The 25,596-nt window shown below is 65.0% G+C and carries 22 protein-coding genes and 3 pseudogenes; 7 read left to right on the top strand and 18 right to left on the bottom strand.

The window, feature by feature from the left end; all coding sequences use genetic code 11:
* Positions 1-2: 2 nt before the first annotated feature.
* From QCE62_RS11375 to QCE62_RS11400, 6 genes are all read right to left on the bottom strand, one after another.
* Positions 3-641, bottom strand: a complete 639-nt coding sequence (locus QCE62_RS11375; protein WP_309917797.1) for a cysteine hydrolase — start codon at positions 639-641, stop codon at positions 3-5.
* Positions 642-731: 90 nt separating this feature from the next.
* Positions 732-1,682, bottom strand: a complete 951-nt coding sequence (locus QCE62_RS11380) for an NAD(P)-dependent oxidoreductase (protein ID WP_309917800.1) — start codon at positions 1,680-1,682, stop codon at positions 732-734.
* Positions 1,679-2,896 carry an alpha-hydroxy acid oxidase gene (locus QCE62_RS11385; RefSeq protein WP_309917804.1) on the bottom strand — a complete coding sequence of 406 codons (1,218 nt, stop codon included), beginning with the start codon at positions 2,894-2,896 and terminating at the stop codon, positions 1,679-1,681. The genes QCE62_RS11380 and QCE62_RS11385 overlap by 4 nt, the downstream gene beginning before the upstream one ends.
* A 14-nt stretch (positions 2,897-2,910) precedes the next feature.
* Positions 2,911-4,206: an MFS transporter gene (locus QCE62_RS11390; RefSeq protein ID WP_309812896.1), complete on the bottom strand. Its 1,296-nt coding sequence runs from the start codon at positions 4,204-4,206 to the stop codon at positions 2,911-2,913.
* 68 nt (positions 4,207-4,274) lie between these two features.
* On the bottom strand, positions 4,275-5,198 hold the full coding sequence (locus QCE62_RS11395; RefSeq protein WP_309917807.1) for a dihydrodipicolinate synthase family protein: 924 nt from the start codon (positions 5,196-5,198) through the stop codon (positions 4,275-4,277).
* Between the two features lie 33 nt (positions 5,199-5,231).
* Positions 5,232-6,806, bottom strand: a complete 1,575-nt coding sequence (locus tag QCE62_RS11400) for an altronate dehydratase family protein (protein ID WP_309917810.1) — start codon at positions 6,804-6,806, stop codon at positions 5,232-5,234.
* A gap of 153 nt (positions 6,807-6,959) precedes the next feature.
* Here QCE62_RS11400 and QCE62_RS11405 point away from each other — a divergent pair, with 153 nt between their 5' ends.
* The gene (locus tag QCE62_RS11405) at positions 6,960-7,853 is read left to right on the top strand and encodes a LysR family transcriptional regulator (protein ID WP_404987853.1); all 894 of its coding nucleotides are present in this window, start codon (positions 6,960-6,962) and stop codon (positions 7,851-7,853) included.
* Here QCE62_RS11405 and QCE62_RS11410 read toward each other — a convergent pair.
* Entirely contained in the window at positions 7,819-8,814 is a 996-nt protein-coding gene (locus tag QCE62_RS11410; protein WP_309917816.1) for a LysR family transcriptional regulator, read from the bottom strand. The two genes, QCE62_RS11405 and QCE62_RS11410, sit on opposite strands and share 35 nt — an antisense overlap.
* Positions 8,815-8,999: 185 nt before the next feature.
* Between QCE62_RS11410 and QCE62_RS11415 the strand changes: the two genes are divergently transcribed.
* Positions 9,000-10,064: an Ldh family oxidoreductase gene (locus QCE62_RS11415; RefSeq protein ID WP_309917820.1), complete on the top strand. Its 1,065-nt coding sequence runs from the start codon at positions 9,000-9,002 to the stop codon at positions 10,062-10,064.
* A gap of 41 nt (positions 10,065-10,105) precedes the next feature.
* Here the strand turns inward: QCE62_RS11415 and QCE62_RS11420 are convergent, their stop codons facing one another.
* The 3 genes from QCE62_RS11420 to QCE62_RS11430 all read right to left on the bottom strand — a co-directional run bounded on the left by QCE62_RS11420 (position 10,106) and on the right by QCE62_RS11430 (position 13,826).
* On the bottom strand, positions 10,106-11,458 hold the full coding sequence (locus tag QCE62_RS11420; RefSeq protein WP_309917823.1) for an MFS transporter: 1,353 nt from the start codon (positions 11,456-11,458) through the stop codon (positions 10,106-10,108).
* Between the two features lie 203 nt (positions 11,459-11,661).
* Complete coding sequence (locus QCE62_RS11425) at positions 11,662-13,176, bottom strand: CotH kinase family protein (RefSeq protein ID WP_309917826.1); 1,515 nt, start codon at positions 13,174-13,176, stop codon at positions 11,662-11,664.
* Positions 13,177-13,379: 203 nt separating this feature from the next.
* Positions 13,380-13,826, bottom strand: coding sequence for an Rrf2 family transcriptional regulator (locus tag QCE62_RS11430; RefSeq protein ID WP_309917829.1), 447 nt, complete (start codon positions 13,824-13,826; stop codon positions 13,380-13,382).
* A gap of 93 nt (positions 13,827-13,919) precedes the next feature.
* Between QCE62_RS11430 and QCE62_RS11435 the strand changes: the two genes are divergently transcribed.
* Positions 13,920-14,825: an NAD(P)/FAD-dependent oxidoreductase gene (locus QCE62_RS11435; protein ID WP_309917832.1), complete on the top strand. Its 906-nt coding sequence runs from the start codon at positions 13,920-13,922 to the stop codon at positions 14,823-14,825.
* 15 nt (positions 14,826-14,840) lie between these two features.
* On the opposite strand, the pseudogene QCE62_RS11440 reads toward QCE62_RS11435, so the two are convergent.
* Positions 14,841-15,014, bottom strand: a pseudogene (locus QCE62_RS11440) (cupin domain-containing protein); the annotation flags it as partial.
* Between the two features lie 231 nt (positions 15,015-15,245).
* On the opposite strand from QCE62_RS11440, the pseudogene QCE62_RS11445 reads away from it, so the two are divergent.
* Positions 15,246-15,401 (top strand): annotated as a pseudogene (locus QCE62_RS11445) (LysR family transcriptional regulator); the annotation flags it as partial.
* Here QCE62_RS11445 and QCE62_RS11450 read toward each other — a convergent pair.
* Positions 15,398-15,793: a RidA family protein gene (locus QCE62_RS11450; protein ID WP_309917836.1), complete on the bottom strand. Its 396-nt coding sequence runs from the start codon at positions 15,791-15,793 to the stop codon at positions 15,398-15,400. The pseudogene QCE62_RS11445 and the gene QCE62_RS11450 sit on opposite strands and share 4 nt — an antisense overlap.
* A 141-nt stretch (positions 15,794-15,934) precedes the next feature.
* On the opposite strand from QCE62_RS11450, the gene QCE62_RS11455 reads away from it, so the two are divergent.
* On the top strand, positions 15,935-16,864 hold the full coding sequence (locus tag QCE62_RS11455) for a LysR substrate-binding domain-containing protein (RefSeq protein ID WP_309917839.1): 930 nt from the start codon (positions 15,935-15,937) through the stop codon (positions 16,862-16,864).
* On the opposite strand, the gene QCE62_RS11460 is transcribed toward QCE62_RS11455, so the two are convergent.
* From QCE62_RS11460 to prpR, 6 genes are all read right to left on the bottom strand, one after another.
* Positions 16,842-18,209 (bottom strand): sensor histidine kinase, encoded by a 1,368-nt coding sequence (locus tag QCE62_RS11460; protein ID WP_309917842.1) that lies wholly within the window; start codon positions 18,207-18,209, stop codon positions 16,842-16,844. The two genes, QCE62_RS11455 and QCE62_RS11460, sit on opposite strands and share 23 nt — an antisense overlap.
* Positions 18,190-18,867 (bottom strand): response regulator transcription factor, encoded by a 678-nt coding sequence (locus tag QCE62_RS11465; protein WP_309812846.1) that lies wholly within the window; start codon positions 18,865-18,867, stop codon positions 18,190-18,192. The genes QCE62_RS11460 and QCE62_RS11465 overlap by 20 nt, the downstream gene beginning before the upstream one ends.
* Positions 18,864-20,171: an MFS transporter gene (locus QCE62_RS11470; protein ID WP_309812840.1), complete on the bottom strand. Its 1,308-nt coding sequence runs from the start codon at positions 20,169-20,171 to the stop codon at positions 18,864-18,866. Before QCE62_RS11470 ends, QCE62_RS11465 begins: the two co-directional genes overlap by 4 nt.
* A gap of 82 nt (positions 20,172-20,253) precedes the next feature.
* The gene (locus QCE62_RS11475; protein ID WP_309917845.1) at positions 20,254-21,243 is read right to left on the bottom strand and encodes a quinone oxidoreductase; all 990 of its coding nucleotides are present in this window, start codon (positions 21,241-21,243) and stop codon (positions 20,254-20,256) included.
* Between the two features lie 31 nt (positions 21,244-21,274).
* Positions 21,275-22,282 (bottom strand): ABC transporter substrate-binding protein, encoded by a 1,008-nt coding sequence (locus QCE62_RS11480; protein WP_309917847.1) that lies wholly within the window; start codon positions 22,280-22,282, stop codon positions 21,275-21,277.
* 133 nt (positions 22,283-22,415) lie between these two features.
* Positions 22,416-24,362 (bottom strand): propionate catabolism operon regulatory protein PrpR, encoded by a 1,947-nt coding sequence (prpR, locus tag QCE62_RS11485; RefSeq protein WP_309917850.1) that lies wholly within the window; start codon positions 24,360-24,362, stop codon positions 22,416-22,418.
* Between the two features lie 152 nt (positions 24,363-24,514).
* Between prpR and prpB the strand changes: the two genes are divergently transcribed.
* Positions 24,515-25,447, top strand: coding sequence for a methylisocitrate lyase (gene prpB / locus QCE62_RS11490; RefSeq protein WP_409017826.1), 933 nt, complete (start codon positions 24,515-24,517; stop codon positions 25,445-25,447).
* A 20-nt stretch (positions 25,448-25,467) separates the two neighbouring features.
* Positions 25,468-25,596 (top strand): annotated as a pseudogene (locus QCE62_RS11495) (2-methylcitrate synthase); the annotation flags it as partial.

Raw genomic sequence — 25,596 nt, forward strand, 5'->3', positions numbered from 1 at the left:
CCCTACTGCCCGAACCCGATCATGCCCGACCGGCTGAGCGTGACGTTCCTGCTCACGCCAGCCGGCGCATTCGCGAGCACCCACGCTGCCGACACTTCGCCGAACGGGTCCTTGCTCGACATGCCGTCGGTCGGCACGACGACCTTGAAGCCGCGCAACGCGGCTTCGCTTGCGGTGTACAGCACCGCGCCGTGCGCCATGGTGCCGGTCACGATCACCGTCTGAATCCCCCTCGACTTCAGAGCGGCTTCCAGATCCGTTCCGAAGAACTTGTCGACGCCCGACTGCACCACCGTTTCATCCCCGATAGCAGCGATGGACGGCGGCACTGCCTGCATCGTGCCCGTGCTCGTCAGGCTATAGACGATCATCAGGTTCGCGCGGCGTGCCTTCTTGAGCAGGTCTTCGACGTACGGCAGCGAGGCCGCACAGGTCGGACGCTCCTTTGTGTTGCAGGTGCTGGTATCGAAATCCAGCAGCAGCAAGGCTGCGTGAGCAGGATCGGTCACGGTGAACGGCTTCAACGGCGGCGGCGCCGGCATCTGCGTCGCTTGCCATGAAGCGATGATGTCGGCCTGTGCAGCACTGTTGAAGGAAGAGAAAAGCCAGAAGGCGCATAGCACACTCAGCACGGCACGCATGATGTCTCCGGGTCGGCAGGATCGAGGCGGGTCGGCGCCAGACCGAAGATTTTACGCCGACACTCGGCTGACACGCTTCCGGCCGCGCGGCTAGCGTTGCACATCAGCGGAAGACGAGACCGGCATCCCGTTCAATTCCCGCAACACATCGAACATGCGCGGCACATAGGCATCCCCGTGCCCGAGATTGGTCGCCAGTACATACATCTGCCGCACTGCTTCCGCGATCACCGCCGTCGACGATTGCGCCGACGCGAGTTGCGCATACGAGCGCATATCTTTCGCGGCATTGCGGATGGCGAACTGCTGACCGCTGTCGTCGCCTTCGAGCAGATACGGCACGATGCGATCGAAGGTCTTGCTGTGCGCCCCGCTCAGGCGGCACACAGCGGCGAATTCGTGCAGGTCGAGACCGGCCTTCGCTGCCGTACCAAAGGCTTCCGCGAGAATCGCGCCATTGGCTTGCGCGATGAAGTTATGAACCAGCTTCGCGCAATAGCCCGCGCCGTGGCCGCCGAGATGATGCACGGTCTCCGCGTACGCGGCCATCAATGGACGCACGCGATCGAGCACGCCCGCCTCCCCGCCCACGAGCACATTCAGCCGCCCTTCGCGCGCTTCCTTCGGCGTGCGGTTCACCGGCGCATCGAGAAAGCATGCGCCCTTCCTTTCAAACGCGGCGGCGGCTTCCTTCGCGAACTCGGGATCGGATGTGCTGCTGTCGATGACGATCAACCCTTCATGCGCGCCCGCAAGCAGCCCGTCTTCACGAAACACGACATCGCGCACCTGAGGCGTGCCGGTCACGCAGATGATGATGACATCGGCGTTGCGCGCAAGCTCGGCCGCACTAGCGCTTTCGGTTGCGCCCTGAGCGACGAGCGCATCGATCGCCGTGCGGCTGCGATGCGCGAGCGCCGACAGCCTGAACCCCTTATTGAGCACCTGGACCGCGATGGCACTGCCCATCAGTCCCAATCCCACCATGCCGACGCGCTCGATGCGCGCCCCCGATGTCGTTTCCTGTCCAGTCACGTTCATTGCAACTCCATCTCATGTGCCTGTTCGAGCGCTGCTGCACGCAGGCTCCACTTCACATACTGCCGATCCAGCGCGCCGATGCTCCCACAGCCCAGCAGGCCAATCACGCGATCGACCTCCGTCTTCAGTATCTCGATCGCGCGATCCACGCCCGCACGGCCGCCCGCCGCGAGTCCATACGTCGTCGCACGGCCGACGAGGACCGCATCCGCACCATACGCCATGGCCTTGACGATATCGCCGCCGCGCCTGAAACCGCCGTCGAGCATCACGGCGAGACGTCCTTGCACGGCGTCGACGACGTCGGGCAACACGTCCATGGCCGAGATGGAGCCGTCGAGTTGTCGCCCGCCATGGTTCGACAGCACGATGCCATCCGCACCCAGCGACGCGGCGCGCACCGCATCGTCCGGATGCAGCAGCCCCTTCACGATGAGCCGTCCCGGCCAGCGATCCCTCAGCCAGCGAATATCCTCCCACGACAACGAAGGGTCGAGTTCCTTCGCCAGCGCCGATGCCGCGCCGCGCACGCTGTCCTGCCCCGGCGGCAGCAGATCGCCGAGATTGGCGAAGCGCGGCATGCCGTGCGGCCATAGCACGTCGAGCATCCAGCGCGGATGCGCGAGCACATCGAGCGTATTGCGCAGGTCGAGCTTGAGCGGACGCGCGTAATTGCGCAGATCCCATTCGCGCTTGCCGTAGATGGCGCTGTCGGTGGTCACTACAAGCGCTTCGACGCCTGCAAGTTGCGCGCGCTCCGCGAGCTTCGCCACGAAGTCCCGCGTGCGGTACATGTAGACCTGCATCCACACGCGTCCGCCCGCGCGCTCGATCACGCGTTCGAGCGGCACCGTCGACGCATTGCTCAGGATGAACGGAATGCCGGCTGCAGCCGCCGCTCCTGCCAGCGCGATGTCGCCTTCGTGTGACAGCAAGCCGCTGAAACCCGTCGGCGCGATCATGAACGGCGCCGCGCTGCGCTTCCCGAAGAGATTGATGCCGATGTCGCGCTTCGAGACATCCACGAGCGAGCGCGGCCTGAACGCGATCTCCGCGAACACGTCGCGATTGCGCCGCAACGTGGCTTCCTCTTCCGCGCCGCCTTCCACATATTCGAAGCAGAAGTTCGGCACGCGCCGCGCCGCCATCGCGCGCAAGTCCTCGATGCTGTGCGCGCGGCGCGGGTCATTGCCGGAATAAAGACGACGCTGCATGTTCTCGTCTGTCCTCAAACCGGCAGCTTCTTCTGATAGTCGATCGCCAGCACCACGATCATCTGGAACACCGCGACGGCGACGAAGAACATCAGCGCGAGGAAGTACGAGCCGGTCGTCTGCACGATATAGCCGATGAAAATCGGCACGAAGATGCCCGCAATATTGCCTACAAAATTCATGATGCCATTCAGCGTGCCAGTGCGCGCACGGGTGGCGAGCATGGCAGGCGTCGCCCAGTTGCAGCCGCCGCACCAGCGCAGGAAGAACAGCGCGACGCACAACAGCCCGACCACGGCGAACGGTGCGCGCACGTTGGCGACACCGAGCATGGACGCGGCTACCGCGAACGCGCCGATCATCATCATGCTGCGATACACCAGGTTCGAACTGCCGCCTGCCGCCTTCCACTTGTCCGCGAGCGATCCGGCGATCACTTCGCCGACGAAGCCCGCGAAGAAGATGATGAAGGTCGCACCGCCGAGCGACTTCAGATCGAAACCATGCGCCTTGTAGAGATAGGTCGGCAGCCAGGTCATCAGGCCGAAGAAGATCAGGTTCGTACATGTGTGGCTCGCGCACATGCCCCACACGGAACGGAAACCGAAGAAGCGCAGCATCGAGCCGCCCGCTGCGGTCTTAGGCTCTCGTGCATCTTCTTCCGCATGCGCGCGCTCGATATAATCTATTTCCGCCTGACTGATCGACGGATGCTCGCGCGGCGTATTGCGGATGTACCACCATGCCCAGATGCCGCAGAGAATCGTACCGACGCCCGCCACGACGAACGCCGCGCGCCACGAACCGAACCACGTCATCAGCGTTGCAACCACCACTGCGCCCACGCCGGAGCCGAGCGCGCTGCCTGCATCGACGATGGATGCGCCGCGCGTCTTCTCGTTCTGCGTGAGCCAGAGCGCGTTGAGCTTGCCGCCGCCCGGATAGATCGGCGCTTCCGTGATGCCGAGTCCAAGACGCGTCAGCAGCAACGCGAACCAGCCCGTGCAGAGGGCGCCGAGCGCCTGGAACGCACCCCAGCCGATGGTCGCCCACGCGATCAGCGCGCGCGGCTTCAGGCGGTCGGCAAGCATGCCAGAAGGCACCTGCATGAAAAGATAGGTCCAGAAAAACGAGCTGAGGATGAGCCCTTGCCGCTCGGGCGAGAGATCGAATTCCGCCGCGATGGCCGGCATCGCGACGGACAGCGCCGCGCGATCGATATAGTTGATCGACACGAGCAGCAGCAGAAGAAGAAAGATCTTCCATCGCACGCTCGTCATTCGGGCGGTCTGTACACCGGACACATCCATGTCCTGTCTCCTGATTGTTTTTGTGAAGTAAGCCGTAGCGGTGTGCCCTTATTGCGGGCGAAAGGTGTTCAGCGGCCCCAGCGCAGCACGAGCGGATCCAGACGGCGCGCGACTTCGAGCAAGCCTTCACGGATCTTCGGATGCACGGGCGCCAGCGGATGACGCACGGCCTCCGAGCCGATGACGCCGCCTTCCTTCATCAGGATCTTGCAGGCGGCAAGCCCGCATTGGCGGTTTTCGTAGTTGATGAGCGGGAGCCATTGCTGATACAGCGCGGCCGCCGTTTCGCGATCGCCGCGCGCGTGCGCATCGACGATCTTGCGAATGCCGTCCGGATAACCGCCGCCGGTCATGGAGCCCGTTGCGCCCGCATCGAGATCGGGCATCAGCGTAATGGCTTCCTCGCCGTCCCACGGACCGATCACGCCGTCGCCGCCCAGCTCGATGAGCTCGCGCAGCTTCGCCGCAGCCTGCGCCGTCTCGATCTTGAAGTACGACACGTGCTCGATCTCACGCGCCATGCGCGCGAGAAACGGCGCGGACAGCGGCGTGCCCGCGACAGGTGCGTCCTGGATCATGATCGGAATGCGGAGCGCGTCGGACACCTTGCTGAAGAACTCGTAGATGCCCTTCTCGGTCACGCGGATGGTCGCGCCATGGTACGGCGGCATGATCATCACCATCGCCGCACCCGCGGCTTCCGCGGCGCGGCTGCGCTGTGCGCAGACTTCGCTGCTGAAGTGCGTCGTCGTGACGATGACCGGCACGCGGCCGGCCACGTGTTCGAGCACCGTGTGCATGACGGCGTCGCGTTCATTGTCGGTGAGGACGAACTGCTCGGAGAAGTTCGCGAGAATGCTCAGGCCGTTCGAACCCGCATCGATCATGAAGTCGATGCAGCGCTTCTGGCCTTCGAGGTCGAGTGCGCCTGCGTCGTTGAAAATCGTCGGGACGACCGGAAAGACGCCGCGATAGTGGCTATCGTTTGACATGCTGTTGACGTGTAAGAGTGAAGTGAAATGCGCTTACGTGATCGCGCCGATCTGCCAGGGCACGAATTCGTTCTGCCCGTAGCCGTGAATCTCGCTGCGCGTGCGCTTGCCGGAGGCAGCGTCGAGCATCATCTGGAAAAGCTCGGCGCCCATCTGTTCGATGCTCTTCTCGCCGCTCAGAATGGGACCGCAGTTCAGGTCGATGTCCTCCGCCTGGCGGTTCCACAGCGCGTCGTTGGTGGCGATCTTGAGTGAAGGCGTCGGTGCGCAGCCGTAGGCCGAACCGCGTCCCGTCGTGAAGCAGATCAGGTTGGCGCCGCCCGCTACCTGTCCCGTCGCGGAGATCGGGTCGTAGCCGGGCGTATCCATGAACACGAGGCCTTTTGCAGCAACGCGTTCGGCGTATTCATACACTTCGACAAGATTCGATTCGCCCGCCTTCGCAATGCCGCCGAGGGACTTTTCGAGCACCGTCGTCAGGCCGCCGGCCTTGTTGCCCGCCGAAGGATTGTTGTTCATCGCCGCGCGGTTGCGCGCGCAGTAGTCTTCCCACCAGTGAATCCGTGCGACGAGCTTTTCTCCCACTGCGCGACTCACCGCGCGGCGCGTCAGAAGATGTTCCGCGCCGTAGATCTCGGGCGTCTCCGACAGGATCGCCGTGCCGCCGTTCGCCACCAGCAGATCGACTGCCGCGCCCAGCGCCGGATTGCCTGAAATGCCCGAGTAACCATCCGAGCCGCCGCATTGCAGCCCGACGACCAGATGCGACGCCGGCACCGGCTGACGCTCCACGCGATTCGCCGCCGCGAGCATCGCCTGCACGCGTTCGATGCCGTGCGCGATCGTCTTCGCCGTGCCGCCCGTCTCCTGGATGTTGAAGGTCTGCAACGAAGGCGCTTCCTCGAGCCCTTGCGTCTCCAGGAGGCGCGCAATCTGGTTCGTCTCGCAGCCCAGCCCGATCACGAGCACGCCCGCGAAGTTCGGATGCACCGCATAGCCGCCGAGCGTGCGCTGCAGGAGCGCGAGCCCTTCCCCTTCCGGGTCCACCGCGCAGCCCACGCCGTGCGTGAGCGCCACGACGCCGTCGACATTCGGGAAGGCGGCAAGCGCATCGGGATGCGTGTCGCGGCGGAAGTGATCCGCGATAGCCCGCGCCACGGTGGCGGAGCAGTTCACCGAGGTCAAGATGCCGATGTAGTTGCGCGTGGCGATGCGGCCATCGGCGCGCACGATGCCGTCGAAGGTCGCGGGCGTGGCGGCGCGGGGCGTAGGACGGGCATCGGCACAGAACGCGTAATCGCGATCGAACTCGCCCATCGCGAGGTTATGGATATGAACGTGCTCGCCCGCCTCGATCGCGCGGCTCGCGAAGCCGATGATCTGGCCGTAGCGCCTGACCGCTTCGCCTGCGGCGATACTGCGCGTCGCCACCTTGTGGCCCGGCGGAATCAGTCCGGATACGACCATGTTCTCGGCAGGAAGACAGGTGCCGCCGATGAGCTGTTCCCGTGCGATGACGACGTCGTCGTCACGATGCAGGCGGATGACAAGGGGGCGTGCAGCGGCCTCAGTGATGGCGCCGCCGGATAAGGCGTGGGTATCGTGCATTGAACTGGCCCGTCTGGCGGGTCTCTGGTGATTGTCTCCGGGGCTCAATATACGGGCGCGCTTCGGCCCCTGTATATTGAATTGTTTCCATCCCCCGATCACTTTTTCTACTCACCGATGAAGACCGTCCAAATGCTGCTGTCGAGGTTGCGCATGAAGCAACTGCAACTCTTGATCGCGCTCGACGAACACAAGTCGCTGCACAAGGCGGCCGTCGTTTTGTCGATCACGCAGTCCGCTGCGAGCAAGGCGCTGCATGAACTCGAAACCATGCTCGATGCCGCGCTCTTCGAACGCTCCGCCTCCGGCATGATTCCGAACGCGTACGGACGGCGCGTGATCGACTATGCAAGGCTGCTGACGACGGACCTGACGCAGTTGTGCCACGACCTCACCGATATCAAGGCGGGGCGCGGCGGACGGCTGTCCATCGGCGCGATCATGGGCGCGATTCCCGCGCACGTCGTGCCCGCGCTCGATGCGCTGCACGCGGAACGGCCGGACGTGACCATTGAAATCGTCGAGGACACGAGCGCGCGCATGCTGACGCAACTCGATGAAGGGCGGCTCGATCTCGTCATCGGACGCTCGGCGGTCAGCGCGCAACCGGCGAAGTACCGCTATGTGAAGCTCGCCGACGAGCCCTTGTCCGTGGTGGTGGGTTATCGCTCGGCGCCGCGTTCGCGCAAGCCGCTCGACATGCACGACCTCGCGCATTGCCGATGGGTGACGTATCCGAGCAAGATGCCGCTGCGCGAACTGCTGGAGCGCGAGATGGACCTGGCCGGCATCGACATGCCGCCGAATACCGTCTCGACGGCCTCCACGTTCGTCACGGTCGCGCTGCTCAATCAGGGACGCGATCTCGCTTCGCTCCTGCCCACCGATATCGCCGAAATGTTCGCGCGCCACAAGATGCTGAGCATCCTGCCGATTGCGCTGCGTTCGCCGTCGCAGACCTTCGGCATCGTCACGCGGCGCGGCAGCGTGCTTTCGCCGATTGCGGCGCGCCTTATCGAACTGCTGAGGGAGGGGGCGCGAGACTGAGCGAACGAGCCTCTGGCTGGCATTGCGCCGCGATGCCCAGCACGATGGCCACGAATTCCTCCGCCGCCCGCGAAATGGTGTCTTCCTTCCGCGTCAGCACACTGTAGTTCGACATCGTCCGCCGTATCGGTACGTCGAGATAGCCAAGCAGTCCGTGCTTCACATATTTGTCCATCGCCGCCTGGGGCTGCAGGGAGATCATGTCGGTGGCCTGCAGCAGTTCCAGCGTCGTGAAGATCGACGGTGTCTCCACGATGCCCACCGGCGGCAGCAAGCCCGTTGCCGCGAACGTCTCTTCGAACAGCAGCCGCATGGCGGTGCCCTGCGGGTACAGGATCCACGGCCATTCGCCCAGATCGGCAATCTCCATGCGCCGCCGCTTCAGCAGCGGATGATGCCGCCCGGCCACCACGCGCGCCGGTTCGGCCAGCAGATCGACCACATGGAATAGCGCCTGATGGCGCGGCTCGGTGGGCCGCCCGATCATAACGTCGAGCCGTCTCTCCTCGAGCCATGTGGCGAGTTGATCGCTGCTCTGCTCGACCAGCCTGATGATGAGTCTCGGCCGCCTGCGCTGAAGCTCCTTGATCGCGGCCGTCACGAGTTGAGCGGCGGAGGCCGGAATGAAGCCCACCGTGAGATGACCATAACCGCCGTTCTTCAGCGTCGCGAACTCGTTCGAGAACTTGCCGAGATTGGACAGAGTGGTAGTGGCATAGCGCACCGAGAGCAGACCGAGGTCCGTAGGCCGCATCTCGCGTGGCAGCCGCTCGAACAGCGGCGCGCCGAACAGCGCTTCCAGGTCGCTCAGGATCTTGGTGGCGGCCGGCTGGGTAACATGCATCTGCTCCGCCGCGATGCGCAGGTTGCGCGTGCGTCCAAGCAGCTCCAGCAACTGGAGATGCCTGAAGCGCAGCTTGGGCAGCACTTGCGCAGCGGACAGCGTGGAATCTTGCGGCATAAGGGTAAGACCTAGGAAGGGAAACGCCGACTCATAACCAGATGGAATTGATTTTACGCAATTCGCGATTGGACCTTTATCGAAAGCCCAAAGGACAATTCAGACCGGCTTCCCGCAATCAGGCAAGCGGCAGTCTTCGCACAATCAAATCAATCACTCCAATCACTCTCACGGACACAATCACGATGAATGCACGAGTCCGATATCGCGCCGATGCATTGCAGGACTTCGCGCGGCGTCTGCTGGTCAAGGCCGGCATGGAAGAGGTCAAGGCGCAGGCGGTCGCGCATACGCTGCTGGACGGCGACCTGATGGGACACGACACACATGGCCTCGCCTTGCTGCCGGGTTATATCGGCGAAATCGAGCGTGGCACGATGACCTGCTCCGGCGAACCCGAAGTCATCTCGGAGCGTGGCGCAAGCCTGCTATGGGATGGCCGCCGTCTTCCCGGCCCCTGGCTGGTGTTGAGCGGCATCGATGCGCTGGTGCCGAAGGCGCGCGAGCATGGCAGCGCGACGCTGGTGATCCGGCGCAGTCACCATATCGCGTGCCTGGCCAGTTATCTGGAGAAGGCCACGGCCGAAGGCTTCCTGATCGTGCTCAGCAGTTCGGATCCCGCCGTGCAGAGCGTGGCGCCTCACGGCGGCACGCGCTCGGTCTTCACGCCCAATCCGATCGCAGCGGGCATCCCCACGTCGGGCACGCCGTTCCTGATCGACATCTCGGCATCGACCGTGACGAACGGCATGACCGCGCGCCAGCACAAGGCCGGGCAAGTCTTCGAGGAAGCCTGTTTTCTCGATGCAGAGGGAAATCCGAGCGGCGATCCCGGCGTGCTGTCAGCCGATCCGCCGGGCTCCATTCTTCCGGTCGGCGGCATGACGTACGGACACAAGGGCTTCGGGCTGGCGCTATTGATCGAGGCGCTGACGGGCGGTCTTGCAGGTCACGGCCGGGCCGATCCCGCCGATGGCTGGGGCGCCACCGTCTTCCTGTCGCTTTATGATCCGGCGGCGTTCGGCGGCCCCGCCGCATTCGCACGGCAGATGGACTGGCTCGGCGAAGCGTGCCGCGATAACCCGCCGCGTCCCGGCACGTCGAGCGTGCGCATGCCGGGTGATCGTGGACTCGCGCTCAAGCGCGAGCAACTGCGCGACGGGGTGGCATTGCATCCGACCATCGCACCGGCACTTGTCGCCTGTGCGCAGCGCTACGACATTCGGCTTCCCGAAGTCCTGGCTGGATGAAGGCAAGCGAGAGCCCAGGGCTCTCGCTTGTTGCACTGAGGTTATGCGTCCCGGCTGAGCGCAGCCGGAGGAATGGGGCCACGCACCAGCAGCCAGTAGCCGATGACGGCAACCGCCGCCACGCCTGCGCCCACGAACAACGCGGGCTGGAACGAGTGCGACTGCTGCACGATGAAGCCCGTGATCACCGGCGCCAGCGCACCGCCGAAGTAGCCGCCGAAGTTCTGCATGGCGCCGATGGACGCGGTGCAGTTGGCGGGCGCCGCCACCGATGCCGTCGCCCAGGCCGCGCTGCTCGATACGTACAGCAGCAACATCGAGATCGAGATGAAGATGACGGCCATGGTTGCGCTGTGCGTGAGACCGGTCAGGACCGTGAACACCGCGACGCCGGCCAGCGAGGCCGCCATCGGATACTTGCGGCTGTTGATCGCGGATACGCCCCGGCGCGCAAGCACGTCGCAGATCTTCCCGCCGGACAGGCTGCCCACCACGCCGAACAGATAGGGCACCGCCGCGATCCATCCGGACTTGGAGATGGTCAGGTGAAACTCCATTTGCAGGTAAGTCGGCAGCCACGCGTTATAGAGCCACAGCACGTAGATCGTGCCGAAGAACCCCAGCAACATGCCCCACGTCGTGCCGAACTCGAACAGGCGACGCCAGTCGCTCCAGGTCGGACGCGTCTGGGCTTCTCCTTCGACGTCGGTCAGATAAGCGCGCTCGCTGTGGGTCAGGTCCACTTGCCGCGGATCGCGATGCACGAGATAGAAGCACAGCGCCACGACCAAACCGGCGATCCCCATGATGCCAAACATCCAGCGCCATCCCACGGTCAGCATGACCACGGTGAGGAGCGGCGCGGAGATCGCGGTACCGAGCGTCGATGAACTGTTCCAGATGCCGGTGGCCGCGCCGCGCTCCTTCTTGCCGAACCAGTCGCGCACGACCTTGGCGCTCGTCGGAAACTGCGGCGCCTCGCCGACGCCGAGCACCATGCGCGCAGCGAAGAACTGGCTGAAGCTGGTCACGACGCCGCCGAACGCCTGCGCCACCGACCACGTCGCGAGACTGACGGCGAGCATGACGCGTGCGCCGAAGCGGTCGACCAGTGCGCCTGCGGGCAATTGTGCAAACGCATAGGCCCACAGAAACGCGGAAAGCAGCAAGCCCATCTCAGCGACGGACAATCCCAAATCCTGGCGAATCAGCGGATTGGCGATGGACAGGGTGGCGCGGTCGATGTAATTGATGACGCCGCTCAAAAGCAGCAGGGCCAGCGCGGTACGCTGGATGCGCTTGATCCGGGGTGAGGCCTGATCGCTGGAAGCGAGGTTCTGGACGCCGCCGGCGTCCGACTCCGGCACGCGCGGCGCCGTGGAGGATTGCTCCATGGGAAAGTCTCCTGGATGTTTTGTTCTAATCGGCGAGGCCGTTTTATCGATCCGCACGCGCGCATTGCGGCATTGGACTGACGCACAATAGGTCCGCGACCGTTAGAAATCCAATCAATATTCCTCGCGAAGCAATTCCATTTGTTTATCGCGAACTAGGGGCAAACCCGAGCGCGCCTGGCGCCCGGGTCCCAATGCAGGGATCAGAGATTCTCGTCCAGCCAGGTCGTGCGTTGCTGGAGCCAGTTCTTCACATAGTCGATCTCGCCTTGATAAGAGCCGGTCACGACCGGATTCGGCCACACCGACTGGTCGAGAATGGGCCAGCGCTGGAAGTTGCGCGCCTCACCTCCGCTCGATACGAGCGCCGCCGCGCTGGTATCGAAATACGCGGGCAAGGTATCGATCTGCGCGGCCTTCGCTGCCACCCATTTGGCCCGCACGCGCGTCTCGAAGGTGGGATCCACACTCTTCATGCGCGAGATCCACTTGTTGTCCGCGATCCACCATCCAAGCGGATACTGCGCGCCCGAATAGTTGACGTTGCCGGCGCCGATGTCGAAATCCCAAAGCGGGCCGAATTTCAACTTGCCGCCGACATCCTTGTAGAGATAAATGCTCGCATAACCTTGCGCATCCTGGTTCTTGAACAGCTCATTGACGAGATACCAGTTGATCAGCGCGGTGACGTCGAAGTACTTTTCATAGCCGGAAGCGGCGTCCGTGGCGGAATCCGAGAACAGCGCATCCTCGGCGGCCTGCACGTATTGCCTGATGTAGGCCGCCTGTGCATCCGACGCAGGCGACGGCGTATCGATACAGAGCGGCACACCATGCGTCGTGGTCCAGCACGAATCGCCATCCAGACGCTCGTTGATCTCCAGAATGAAGCCGGTATTCTCCGGAGCAACGGTGTTATCGGTGTCGGCGATATTGACGCGGTTCTTGTCCACGCGGACCGATTCAACCAGATCGTAGACACCCAGGTATTCGCCGTTCAACGTCACTTCGACAGGCAGATCACGCGGTGTCCAGTCCATGCCGAGCCGCTTGCCCAGCTCGAAGGCCGCGCGATTGCGCAACAAGGTCTTGTCGGAGTAGTTCGCCAGCAGGACCCAGTTTTTGTCCTTGGGCAAGCCGAGCAAGCCGGCCTTCTCGTCGAGCTTGATCTTGTACGGCTTCTTTGGCATGTCCCAGGTGCTATGGCCGCGTCCGCGAATGGAGGCCCGCCCTGAATAGACATAGTTGCTGTCGGTTTGCGCGATGCTGATCGTCGCGCCGACATAGTTCACTTTGTCGGCGATGGGTGCGGCGCCGTCTGTCGTGATGCTTACCTTGGCAGGCAGCAGGATGTTGCCGATGACGACCGGCGTGGACGCGCCGTTGTCCGACGTGGCCGGGGTTGAAGCGCCGGTATCAGTGCCTGCGCCTGGAGTCGTACCGCTATCGGCAGGCGGTGTCGACGATCCGGAGTCGTTCGCCTGCGGATTGTCATCCGGCGCAGTGCTGCCGCCTTGAGCAGGCGCCGACGCTTCCGGCGTTGCACTCGCTGAGCTCGTCGGTGATCCGCTTGCGCTGGTTGCAGGAGTCGATGAACCATCGCTACCGCCTCCGCCCCCGCAGGCAACGAGAAGAACCGACAAGAGCATGGATGCAAGCGTCGACGACGACAGAGGCTTGCGCGTTTTGGTCTGTGTGCCCGGTAACATTTCCAGCATGATTCTCCAAACCGTCCTTGTTATTCAAAGCTATGAGATGACAAAAGATCGCCTCAATAGCGCGTTGATGACAGTTTGATGACTATAGGGAAACGTTCGGAGTGTTACTGGAAGGTTACTGAACTATTACATTTGAATCGTCATTTACCGAGCAATAGCATTGCCGTTCGCGATGCGGGAAAAGTTACGAACCGAAGAAGTTATCAGCGCTTGCCAGAAGCCCTCCCGCGTGACACCGGAAGCCTGACGCCGCGCATCAGCGCCGCAAGCGTGAGCTTTTCGAAGCGCGCCAGCATGACCGCTTCGGCGTCGCGCAGGGTGGCCGAGAGATGCGCATTCACGGCCTGCTCGACGAGACATTCCGGATGATCTTCGGAGACCAGATCGGAGAACAGAGGCGGCTCGCCCACCGCCCGGTAAACATCCAGCAGCGTGATCTTTTCGAGCGGTTGCGCCAGCGCCCACCCTCCGCCATGCCCCTTCTCCGAAGCAACCAGACCGCTGTCCCGCAGCCCGCCGAACAAGCGTCTGACCACCACCGCATTCGTGCCGAGCATTTCGCCGAGTGCTTCGGAGGTCAATGGTCCATCCGCCTGCTTCAGGTGAATCAATGCATGCAGGACGCGTGACAGGCGGCTATCGGTTCTCATGTCGGACGATCATCTCAAGAAACTTTTGAAGTTGCATGAAAGTTTAGCATGCGGCTATCATGAAACTCGTGAAGTTACTTGAAAGGACATCAGATGGAAACGCACTTCGATGTGATCGTGATCGGCGGGAGCTTTGCGGGACTCTCGGCGGCGATGCAGCTGGCGCGTGCCAGACGGCGCGTGCTGGTGCTGGACGGAGGGCGGCCGCGCAACCGCTTCGCGCCGCATTCGCACGGCTTCTTCGGACAGGATGGCAAGACGCCGGCCGATATCATCCGCGACGCAAGGTCACAATTGCTGGCCTACCCGACTGCGCGAGTCGCGATCACCGAAGCGCTCACTGCCGAACGCGAAGCCGGACGTTTCGTGGTGACGTGTGCGGATGGAACTTCGTCGAGCGCGGACCGCCTGATTCTGGCTACCGGCATGCGCGATGACCTGCCTGCCCTGCCGGGACTCGAAGCACGCTGGGGACATTCGGTGCTGCATTGTCCGTATTGCCATGGCTACGAAGTCGCGGACAAGCAGCTGGGCGTGCTGGCGACGCACCCGCTTTCATTCCATCAGGCGATGCTGGTTCCCGACTGGGGATCGACGACATGGTTCACGCAAGGCATCGTCGAACCGACAGCCGACGAAACTGCATTGCTCGAAGCTCGTCATGTGCGGATAGAACCGTCGCGCGTCGTCGAGGTGCTGGGCAATGCGCCGGAGATGACCGGAGTGCGTCTCGCCGATGGTCGCGTCGTCGGCATCGATGCGCTCTTCGTGGCGCCCCGGACGCACCAGGCAAGCCCGCTCGCGCAGCAACTCGGATGCGCGCTCAAGGACGGCGCGCTCGGGCCGTTCCTCGTCGTCGACGACGGCAAGCAGACGAGCGTCCCGGGCGTCTTCGCCGCAGGCGATGCAGCGACGGAGTGGGCCAACGCAACGTTCGCCTCGGCCGCCGGCGTGACGGCGGGCGTCGCCGCGCATCGATCGCTCATCTTCGGGTTGTAGGCCGCAGGTGGACCATCAAAGATCGGTGGCCACGATCAGCAGCACTTCGGCCACCGCCGCACCCACCGAGCGAATCCGGTGCGGAATCTGTGCATTGAAGTAGATGGAGTCGCCCGTCGCGAGCTCGACCTTGTGCGTGGCGAACTCCATTTCAATCTTGCCGCGATGCACGAAGAGAAACTCCTCGCCTTCGTGCTCCTTGAACTGTTCACACGGTCGAGAAAGCTCACGAAATACAGCAGCATGACGAGCGGAATGATGCGCCACATCAGCTTGCGCGATACGCGCGCTTCGATGTCGTTCTGCATGTGTCTCCTCCGGACGAGGCGGCGCCGTGCCCTCGCGGAGCCGGCGCTCGAAATAAGATTGTCAGGCCGCGGCCGCGACTTTCTGAAGCAGTGCGCAGACCGCTTCGGTGACTTGCGCGGTGGTCGCCTCGTGCCCGTGCTGACCGACTACGAAACGCCCAACGCCGATATCTACGCGGTCTACCTGCAACGTCACCAGATGTCGACGCGGAGTCGCGCGTTCGTCGACTTCATGGCGCGCACGTTTCAGGATGGCGGAGGCGCTTAGCGGTCCTCCGCGCCGGGCACCACGGCGATCGCCTCGATCTCGATCATCGCCTCGGGCGTGTAGAGCGCGCGGATCTCGGCGATGGTATCGGCGGGATAAGGCGCCGAAAAAAACTTGCGGCGCAGCGCGACGACGTCTTCGAAGTGTCCCATGTCGGTCACGAAGATCGTCACCTTGACCACATCATGCAGGCTCGCACCGCCGGCTTCGAGCGCGCGCCGCAAGTTGGCGAAGGCCTGTTCGCCCTGCGCCATGAAGCCGCCCGTCACGATCTGCCCGTCCTCGTCCGCGCCGGCCTGGCCGGAGATGAACAGCCAGCCGTTGGCCTTGATGCCCTGCGACAGCAGGAAGGGCTCATAGGGATCGGGACGGGTGATGACGCGTTCGCGCATGATTGAGTTCCTCTCATGTATATCGGCGGCGGAATGGTGCCGACAAGAAGAATATACTCATGCGATACACGCCTGACAAAGGACGAATAGTCAGCTGTAAGATGAGCCGATCTCATCTATCCCGAGCCTACCGAAGCGCCCATGCACCGACATTCCCTGCCGCTCTCAGCGCTTCGCGCGTTCGAAGCCGCCGCTCGCCTCGGCAGCTTCAAGGCCGCCGCCGACGAACTCGCCGTCACGCCGACGGCCATCAGTCATCAGATCCGGGGCCTGGAGCAGCAGATCGGCGCGTCGCTGTTCAGCCGTCAGGTGCGCCGGGTGACGCTGACCGATGCGGGCGCGCAGCTTTATCCGGTCTTGCGCGACGGTTTCGACGCTTTCCAGGCGGCGCTCGCCCGGCTGACGCAGCTGCGTCAGCGGCCGCGCGTGGTCATCTCGGCGACGAACGCGTTCACTGTGAAATGGCTCGTCCCGCGCATGACGCGGTTTCGCGAAAGCCTGCCGGGCATCGACCTGCAATTGCAGGCTTCGGATGAACCCGTGGATCTGCGCTCGACCGCCATCGACATCGCGATTCGTTACGGACGCGGCCCCTATCCGGGCCTCATCACCGAAGCGCTGTTCGCGGACTGGTTCGCGCCGGTGGCCAATCCGCGTCTCGGCGTGCGTTCAGTCGATGATCTCGCGCGCTGGCCGCTGATCTGCTTCGACTGGCATCGCTCCGATCCGCGCAATCCCACCTGGGAGCGCTGGTTCGCCGAGGCGGGTCTGGCGGTGTCGAAATCGGCGGGCGAGTTGCGCTTCTCGGACGAAGGCCACGCGATTCAGGCAGCCGTGGCCGGTCAGGGCATCGCGCTGGTCAGCCAGGCGCTGGTTGCGGAAGAACTGGCTTCCGGCCATCTGCATCAGCCGTTCGGACCGGGCATCGACGGCCATACCTACCATCTGGCCGTCTCCAGCGAACGGACGCTGTCCGCGAGCGCGCAGGCCGTGCTCGACTGGCTGAAGGGGCAGTCCGTGGCGGACGGCGGCCCGCCGCCGCTTGCCGTCACCCCCGCAGGATCACCGTGAACTTCGCGCCCCGCTCCGGCGCAGCTTCACCGATCTCGATCGTCCCGCCATGCGCCCGCACGATCTCCCGCGCGATGGCGAGCCCGAGTCCACTGCCCTCTTCCTCCGACGCCCGGAAAAACGGCTCGAACACCCGCTCGCGCAGTTCCGCCGGAATGCCCGGACCTTCGTCGAGGACGCATACAAACACCGCATCGTCCACGCGCCGCGCTTCGACCGTGACGCGCGTGCCGTCGGGCGAATAGCGGATCGCGTTATCGACAAGATTGGAAAGCGCCGCCGACAGCAACGGCTCGCTGCCTCTGACGACGAGCGCGGCGTCCTCGAAGGACACGGCCAGTTCTATGTCGCGACGGCTCGCCGCCAGCGCCAGCTTCTCCACCGCGCGCGCGATCACGTCCTTCAGGTCGACGGACTCTCGCTCGAACCGCGTGTAATCGGCCGATTCGGCCTGCGCCAGCATCAGCAACTGATTGATCAGCGCGACCATCGCGCGATTGCTGTGATGCATGGCCGCGAGCGTCTCGCGCACTTCGTCGAGATTGTGCTGACGGCGCGCGTACTGAAGCTGCGAGCCGAGCAGCGTGAGCGGCGTGCGAATCTGATGCGCGGCGTCGGCGATGAAGCGCCGCTGCGTCGCGCTCTGCTGCTCGATGACGTCGAGCGACGCGTTGAAGGCTGCGACCAGCGGCTGCAACTCGGCGTGCAGATCGGTGGCGTCGATGCGGTTGCGGCCCTGCCGGGGACGCGCGGTGAGCGCGGCGGCGAGCCGTTCGAGCGGCCTCAGTTCCAGCGCGAGACCCGCGCAGATCAGCGCCATCGCCACGGCGATGCTGCCGAGGATATAGGCGAGCTGCGGCTTCCACAGCGAGGCGACGAGCGCGTCGCGCGCCGCCTGCGTGCGTCCCACGGAGACGACCACCTCGACGGTGCGTCCCGCGTCGAACATCGGCCGCGTCAGCGACACCGCGCGCACCGGCAGTCCGGACACGCGCGCGTCGTACCACTGCGGCAGGCCGGCGAGCGGCAGGCCCGGAAAATCGGACGTGCCCGCGATCACCGCGCCGCCTGCAATCTGCACGCGATAGAACACCTGATCGCCCTCCGGCGTGCCGACGATCTGGATCGTGCTCGGCGACACCGACGCCACCAGGTCGTCGCCGCTCCAGCGCACATCGGCGGCGAGCACGCGGGCGGCGGCCAGCAGCGCCGCGTCCTGCAGCAGGTCGGCGGTGCGGCGCGCGTTGGCATGCGTGATCCAGGCCGCGATCAGGCCGAAGGCCGTCATCGGCACGATGAGCCAGAGCAGCAGCCGCGTGCGCAGGCTACGCGTGCGGCTCTTCATGTTCCAGCAGATAGCCGAGCCCGCGCAGCGTGATGATCGCCGCCGTGCTCTTCTCGATCTTCTTCCTGAGCCGCGAGATATAGATTTCGATGGCATCGCCGCTCGGCGGCGCATCGCGGTCGTCCACCGCTTCCGCCAGCACCGCCTTCGATACCGTGCGCCCGGCCTGCAGGATCAGCGCTTCGAGCACCGCGTGCTCGCGCGGCGTGAGGGAGAGCGCGTCGTCGTCGACGAAGAACTGGCGGCGGTCCATGTCGTACAGCAGCGTGCCGCAGCGCAGGCGGTTCGAGCGCACCGGCGCGTGACGCCGCGCCAGTGCCTTGATGCGCGCGACCAGTTCGCGGTCGTCGAAGGGCTTGACGACGTAATCATCCGCGCCGTCGCTCAGGCAGATGACCTTCTCGCCGATATCGCCCGTGGCCGTCAGCACCAGCACGGGCGTGTCGTTGGCGCCGTCGCGCATGCGCCGCAGCACCGCCTTGCCCGACATCCCCGGCAGGTTGAGGTCCAGCAGCACGACGTCGTAGCGCGTGCCGGCGAGCGACGCCTCGGCCGCTTCGCCGTCCGGCGCGTGCTCGACGAGAAAGCCCTCGTCGGTCAGGGTTCTCGCGAGCCAGTGCGCCAGTTGATGATTGTCTTCGATCAGCAGCAGTTTCATTGCTCGGTCACGCCGTGCCACCTGTAGCCGTTGCGGGCCTCGCGCGAGCGGTACAGCACCAGCGTCGCCACCGCGCCGCACACGGCCGCCACGGCCATCCACGCGCCGGGCGCGGCCTTGTCGCCGGTGAAGTGAATCAGCGAGGTCGAGATGGCCGGCGTAAAGCCGCCCACCAGCGTGGCGAGGCTATAGGCCATCGAGAAACCGGTCGTGCGCACGTGCGCCGGCATCAGCTCGGTGAGCGCGACCACCATCGCACCGTTGTACCACGCATAGAGCACCGAGAGCCACAGTTCCACCGCCAGCAGACGCTCGAACGAAGGCGCCGCGACCAGCCATTGCATCGCCGGATAGGCCGTGAGGATGGTCAGCACAGTGAAGAGCAGCAGGATGGGACGGCGTCCGAAACGGTCCGACACCGCGCCCGACACCGGCAGCCAGATGAGGTTCGAGAGACCCACGCAAACGGTGACGATGAGCGAATCCATCGACGACAGATGGAGCACGTTCTTGCCGAAGGTCGGCGTGTAGGTGGTGATCAGATAGAACGACGCCGTGGTCATGATGACGAGCCCCATGCCGCCGAGAATCAGGCCGGCGTTCTGCACCATCGACTTCATGATCTCGCTCATCGACGGATGATGCTTGCGGGCCGCGAACTCATCGGTCTCGCGCAGCGTGCGGCGGATCAGGAACAGGAACGGCACGATCAGGCAGCCGATCAGGAACGGGATGCGCCAGCCCCAGGCGTTGACGTCGGCGGGCGGCAGGGTCTGATTGAGCAGCACGCCCAGCGATGCCGCGAAGATCACCGCGACCTGCTGGCTGCCCGACTGCCACGAGCAGAAGAAGCCGCGCCGGCCGGGCGTCGCGATCTCGGCGAGATAGACCGAGACGCCGCCCAGCTCCACGCCCGCCGAGAAGCCTTGCAGCAGGCGCCCGAACAGCACGACCACCGGCGCCGCGATGCCGATGGCCGCATAACCCGGCACGAGCGCCACGCACGCGGTGCCGACCGCCATCAGCGAGAGCGACAGGATCAGCCCCTTGCGGCGTCCGTGCCGGTCCACATAGGCGCCGAGGACGAGCGCGCCGATCGGGCGCATCACGAAGCCCGCGCCGAACACCGACAGCGCGAGCAGCAGCGAGACGAATTCGTTCTCGGCCGGAAAGAAGGTATGCGCGATGGCGCTCGCGTAATACGCGTAGACGGTGAAGTCGTACATCTCCAGGAAATTGCCGCTGACCACGCGAAAGACGGAGCGGAACGGCGATTCGGAGCGATTCGGAATATCGGTTTTCATCAGCATCCTCGGATAGCGAAAGGACGAGTTGGGGCACCGGCGACGCTTGAGCGTCGCCGGATGAATTGGGAAAAGTTGAAGCCTAGGCGATCGCCATCACGGCCTTGCCGGACTGACGCCGCTCTTCGAGCGCCGCATGCGCCAGTTCGACGTCGTCCAGCGTGTAGCGGCCGTTGATCTCCACACGCAGCGCGCCTTGCTGGATGGCGGCGAAGACATCGTCGGCGCGGCGCTGCACGGTCGCGGCATCGGCGAGATGGTCGGCGAGGCGCGGCCGCGTCAGGAACAGCGAACCCGCTTCGCCGAGTTCATACGGATCGAGATCGCGCATCGGGCCTGTCACCGAACCGTAGTTCACCACCAGCCCGCGCACGCGCGTCGCGCGGAAGCTGTCGCGCAAGGTCGTCCTGCCGACGGCATCGAACACCACGTCGACGCCGCGTCCATCGGTCAGTTCGCGCACCCGATCCGCAAAGCCGCCGTGCTCGTAGAGCAGCACGTGATCGGCGCCGCGCTCGCGGGCGATGGCGGCCTTGTCGGCGGTGCTGGTCGTCGCGAACACCTGCACGCCGCGCCGCTTCGCCAGTTGCACGAGCAACTGTCCGATGCCGCCCGACGCCGCATGTACGAGGCAGGTCATGCCGGCTTGAAGTTGCGCGACATCGTCGAGCAGATAGTGCGCCGTGGAACCCTGGAAGATCGCGGCGGCGGCCACGTCGTAGGCGATGCCGTCCGGCAAGCGCGCAAGACGTGCCGCCGGAATCACCGCGTAGTCCGCATACGCGCCCCACGCGATGCACCACGCCACCCGGTCGCCCGGACGGCATGACGTGACGCCCGCGCCGCATTCCACCACCTCGCCCGCGCCTTCCATGCCGAGCGTGCACGGCAGGCGCACGGGATAGGTGCGCGAATCACGATACTTGCCCTGGCGCGTATGGACGTCCATGAAGTTGATGCCCGCCGCGACGACGCGCACCAGCACCTCGCCCGGCCCCGGCTTCGGCACCTCGATCTCGACGCGGCTCAGAACCTCCGGACCGCCGTACTCGTGAATCTGAATCGCTCGCATGAGCGTGTCTCCGTTGTGATGTGGAATCGCGTTACTGCGCGGCAGCGACGAAGCGGTCGGTCCACGTGCGCGCGAGATCGACGTGCCGCGCCGATACTTCGGCATCGGCTTCGGCCAGGATCGCGAGCACGGTCGCGGGGGCGTCGGCGGGCATGCGCCCGTCGGTCGAGAAAGCCGGTTTCATGACCGCCAGCGCCTGCCGGTAGATGGCCGGGTTGTCGCCCTTCAGCGCCGCCGGCATCGCGGCCGCGATGTCCTGCTCACTGCGCGTCTGGATGAAGCGCAGCGCGGCCAGCATCGCGCGCACCAGACGCGCCGTTTCATCCGGATGGGCGTCGATCCATTCGCGGCGCATGTAGAGACACGCGCCCACGTAGGAACCGCCCAGTTGCGCGCGCGAGTCGGCGATGCTGCGCAAGTCCACCAGCGGCCGCGCCACGCCGCGCGACAGAAGACGCGTGGCGGTGGGTTCCTCGGTCATGGCGGCATCGACTTCACCCGACACGAGCGCCCGCTCGAACGCCGCTTCGGTCGCGAGCGGCACCACGGTATAGGCGCCAGCCGGCACGCCCGCGCGGGCCGCCAGATAGCGCGTGAGGAAATCCGTCGATGAGCCGAAACCGGTCACGCCAAGCTTGCGGCCTCTGGCATCGGCCATGGTGCGCATGGCGCTTGCGCTGCGCGTCAGTTCGATCAGGCCCGCCGAGCGCCCCAGCACGATCACCGACTGCACGTCCATGCCACGGCTTTGCAGACCGATCGTATGGTCGTAGAAACCGACCGCGCCCTGAATGGCGCCGGCGACGAGTTCGGTGGACGTGTCGATGCCCGCCGGCGACGACAGCACGCGCACGTCGAGTCCTTCGCGACGGAAGTAGCCGAGCTGGTCGGCGAGCATGACCGGCAGATAGATCAGCTTGGCGACGCCGCCCGTCATCAGCCGGATGGGCTCCGCGCGCGCCGCCTGCGCCGCGCACAGCGCGCTTGCCAAGGCAACGCAGACCAGCCAGCGGACGAGCGATCGTGCTCGGAACGGCATTGAGAAAGTCTCCTGAACAGCTTCAAGGCGCTTGTTGAAACAATCGCCTGCAATGTCAGGAAGTATAAGAAACCGTGCCCTTCTGAAAGCTTTCCGCCGGGCAGGCGTTTTCTCCGTAGTTTCCCGACTCCAGTCAGCGTTTGTCGTTCAGCTTGCGCCACAGCGTGGTCTTGCTGATGCCGAGCGCCCGGCACGCCGCATCGCGATCGCCGCCGTATTCGTTCAGCGTGGCGCGGACCTGATCCGCCTCCGCCGTGCGGCTCATCTGGCGCAGGCCGGGGTTGGCGTCCGCGTCCTGCGCCGTATCGAAGACTTCGGGCGCGAGGGCCGCGAAATCGTCCAGCGACAGCTTTGGCTCGCGCCCGCTCCGCCCCGGCAGATGCGCCATCTCCACGGCGACACGTTCGATCACGTTCTGCAGTTCGCGCACGTTGCCCGGCCAGCGATAGGCGCCCAGCGCCGCCTGCAAGGGCGCAAGCGCCTTGCCGACCGCATCGCGATCCGGCAGCCGCCTGCCGAGCGTTTCATCGCGGCTGGCCGCCTGCGCGAGCAGTTCGACGGCAAGCGGCGCGATATCGCCGGGCCGCGCGCGCAGCGGCGGCAACGCGATGCTCAGTATGTTGATTCGATAGAACAGATCGGCGCGGAACGAGCCGTCCTGCACGGCCTGCGCCAGCGGCCGATGCGTCGCGGCGATCACGCGGATATCCACGCGCGTCGGTTCGGTCGAGCCGAGCCGCACGACTTCCCGCTCCTGCAACACGCGCAGCAGCCGGCTTTGCAGCGACGACGGCATCTCGCCGATTTCATCGAGAAACAGCGTGCCGCGATGCGCCGCTTCGATCAGCCCCGCCCGGCCGCCCTTGCGCGCGCCGGTGAACGCGCCTTCCTCATAGCCGAACAGTTCGCTTTCCAGCAAGGCTTCCGGAAACGCGCCGCAGTTGATCGCGACGAACGGAAAGTCCTTGCGGCGGCTCATCTGATGCATGCTCTGCGCGACCATTTCCTTGCCGGTGCCGCTTTCGCCGAGGATCAGCAGCGTGGCGTCGGACGTGGCGTACTTGCGCACCAGCGTCTTCACGCGCTGCATGACGTCCGACTCGCCGACGATCGCCTCCAGCCGGTAGCGTGCGACGAATTCCTGTGCGCCCTGCCGCGCGCGCAGGGTCCGGTCCAGCCGCTCGACGGCGCGCGATTCCTGGAACGTGAACAGCGTGCCGCCGGTGGCGCCGTCCGCGCCGAGCGGCCCGCGATGGATCGCGTAGCTGACGCCGCGCACATGGCCGACGACATCCTCGCCGTCCGCGGGCAGGATGCCGTCGAGCGCCGGCGCCACGTCGAGCAGCGCACGGCCGGCGACGCGGGCGGCATCGGGCAGGCCGAGCGCATCGAGCAGGCGGCGATTGATCGCTTCGATGCGGCCCTCGGCATCGACCGCCACGACGCCGTCGCGCAGATGTTGCAGCAGGTTGTCGAGCCGCGCGCGCCGCCCGGCTTCGCGACGCATCGCCTGCGCGACTTCGAGCGCGGTCTCCAGCGCCGAGGCAACCGACGTGCGCGAATAGAGAAACACCGACTGCATGCCGGCACGGGCGGCGAGATCGGTCACGAGGCCCGGGCCCACGACCACGTCGATACCGCGGTCGCGCAGATCGAGCACGAGATGCTCCGCGTCCTGTGCCGAGCGATACGACTCGCAGGCCACATCGATGGCATACGCGGCGAGAAAGCGGCGAATCTCCGGCGGCGTCTCGCCGTGCGTGACGAGCGCCATGCGGGCGTCCTCGCGGCGCGCCTTGGCGAGCGCCTGCATCACGTCGAAGCCGGTCGGGCTGACGATCACCACCGGCACCGACACGCGCGTCTTCAGATACGCGCCGTTCGAACCGCCCGCGACGATGACATCGGGCCGCTCGCCGGTTTCGGACTCGATGCGCGTGACGGCGTCTTCGTAGCCGAGCGGGATGGCGTCGAGATCGGCGCGGTCGGCGTATTCCTCGCCGACGTCCATGAACAGGTCGCGCAGCCGGCTGATGCCGACCGCCCAGATGCGGGGGCGTAAGGCGGTTTCGGGTTTCATGTTGGGCTGTTTCTTCTAAAACTCTTAGCCTAACCCACGCGTTCCCATTCCGAAACAGGAATTTCATTCCTGAAATCACCGAGCGTGCGAGGCAGGCAGCCAAGTTCAGGCAAATCAACGGCTTACACCGCCCGCCCCACATGGCAGGGATTTTGCAAACGATCGGAGCCTTCCAAGGAGACATCAACTTGAATTCAACTTCCCCACTCGAACAGACTGCCGGCGCGCGCTTCCGCCAGGCCGTCCAGGACGAATCCCCCTTGCAGGTCGTCGGCGCCATTACCGCCTATGCGGCGAAGATGGCCGAGGCCGTCGGCTTCAAGGCGCTGTATCTGTCGGGCGGCGGCGTCGCCGCGAACTCGCTCGGCATGCCGGATCTCGGCATCAGCACCATGGAAGACGTGCTGACCGACGCGCGGCGCATCACGGATGCATCGTCGCTGCCGCTGATGGTCGATATCGATACGGGCTGGGGCGGCGCGTTCAACATCGCGCGCACGGTCCGCTCGTTCATCAAGGCCGGTGTGGCGGCCGTGCACATGGAGGATCAGGTCGGACAGAAGCGCTGCGGCCATCGTCCGGGCAAGGAAGTCGTCTCGAAGGGCGAGATGGTGGATCGCGTCAAGGCGGCCGTCGATGCCCGCACCGACGCCTCCTTCGTCATCATGGCGCGCACGGATGCGGCGGCTGTCGAAGGCATCGATGCCGCGATCGAGCGCGCGGTCGCTTATGTCGAAGCCGGCGCGGACATGATTTTCCCGGAGGCGATGAAGACGCTCGACGACTACCGGCGCTTCAAGGCGGCGGTGCAGGTGCCGATTCTCGCGAACCTGACCGAGTTCGGTTCGACACCTTTCTTCACCGTCGATGAACTGAAGGACGCGAATGTCGATATTGCGCTGTACTGCTGCGGCGCATATCGCGCGATGAACGCGGCGGCGCTGAACTTCTATGAAACCGTGCGGCGCGACGGCACGCAAAAGGCTGCCGTCGACACCATGCAATCGCGCGCGGACCTGTACAAGTACCTCGGCTATCACGCCTACGAAGACAAGCTCGACCAGCTGTTTTCCGCCCAGAGATAACGCACCCAGGAGACGAACACATGAGCGAAGCAGACAACACCACCGCCACGGGCGGTTTCAAGCCGAAGAAGTCCGTTGCGCTGTCCGGCGTGACGGCGGGCAATACCGCGTTGTGCACGGTCGGCCGCACTGGCAACGATCTGCACTAC

The organism is Caballeronia sp. LZ033 (assembly GCF_031451265.1).
Lineage (GTDB): Bacteria > Pseudomonadota > Gammaproteobacteria > Burkholderiales > Burkholderiaceae > Caballeronia.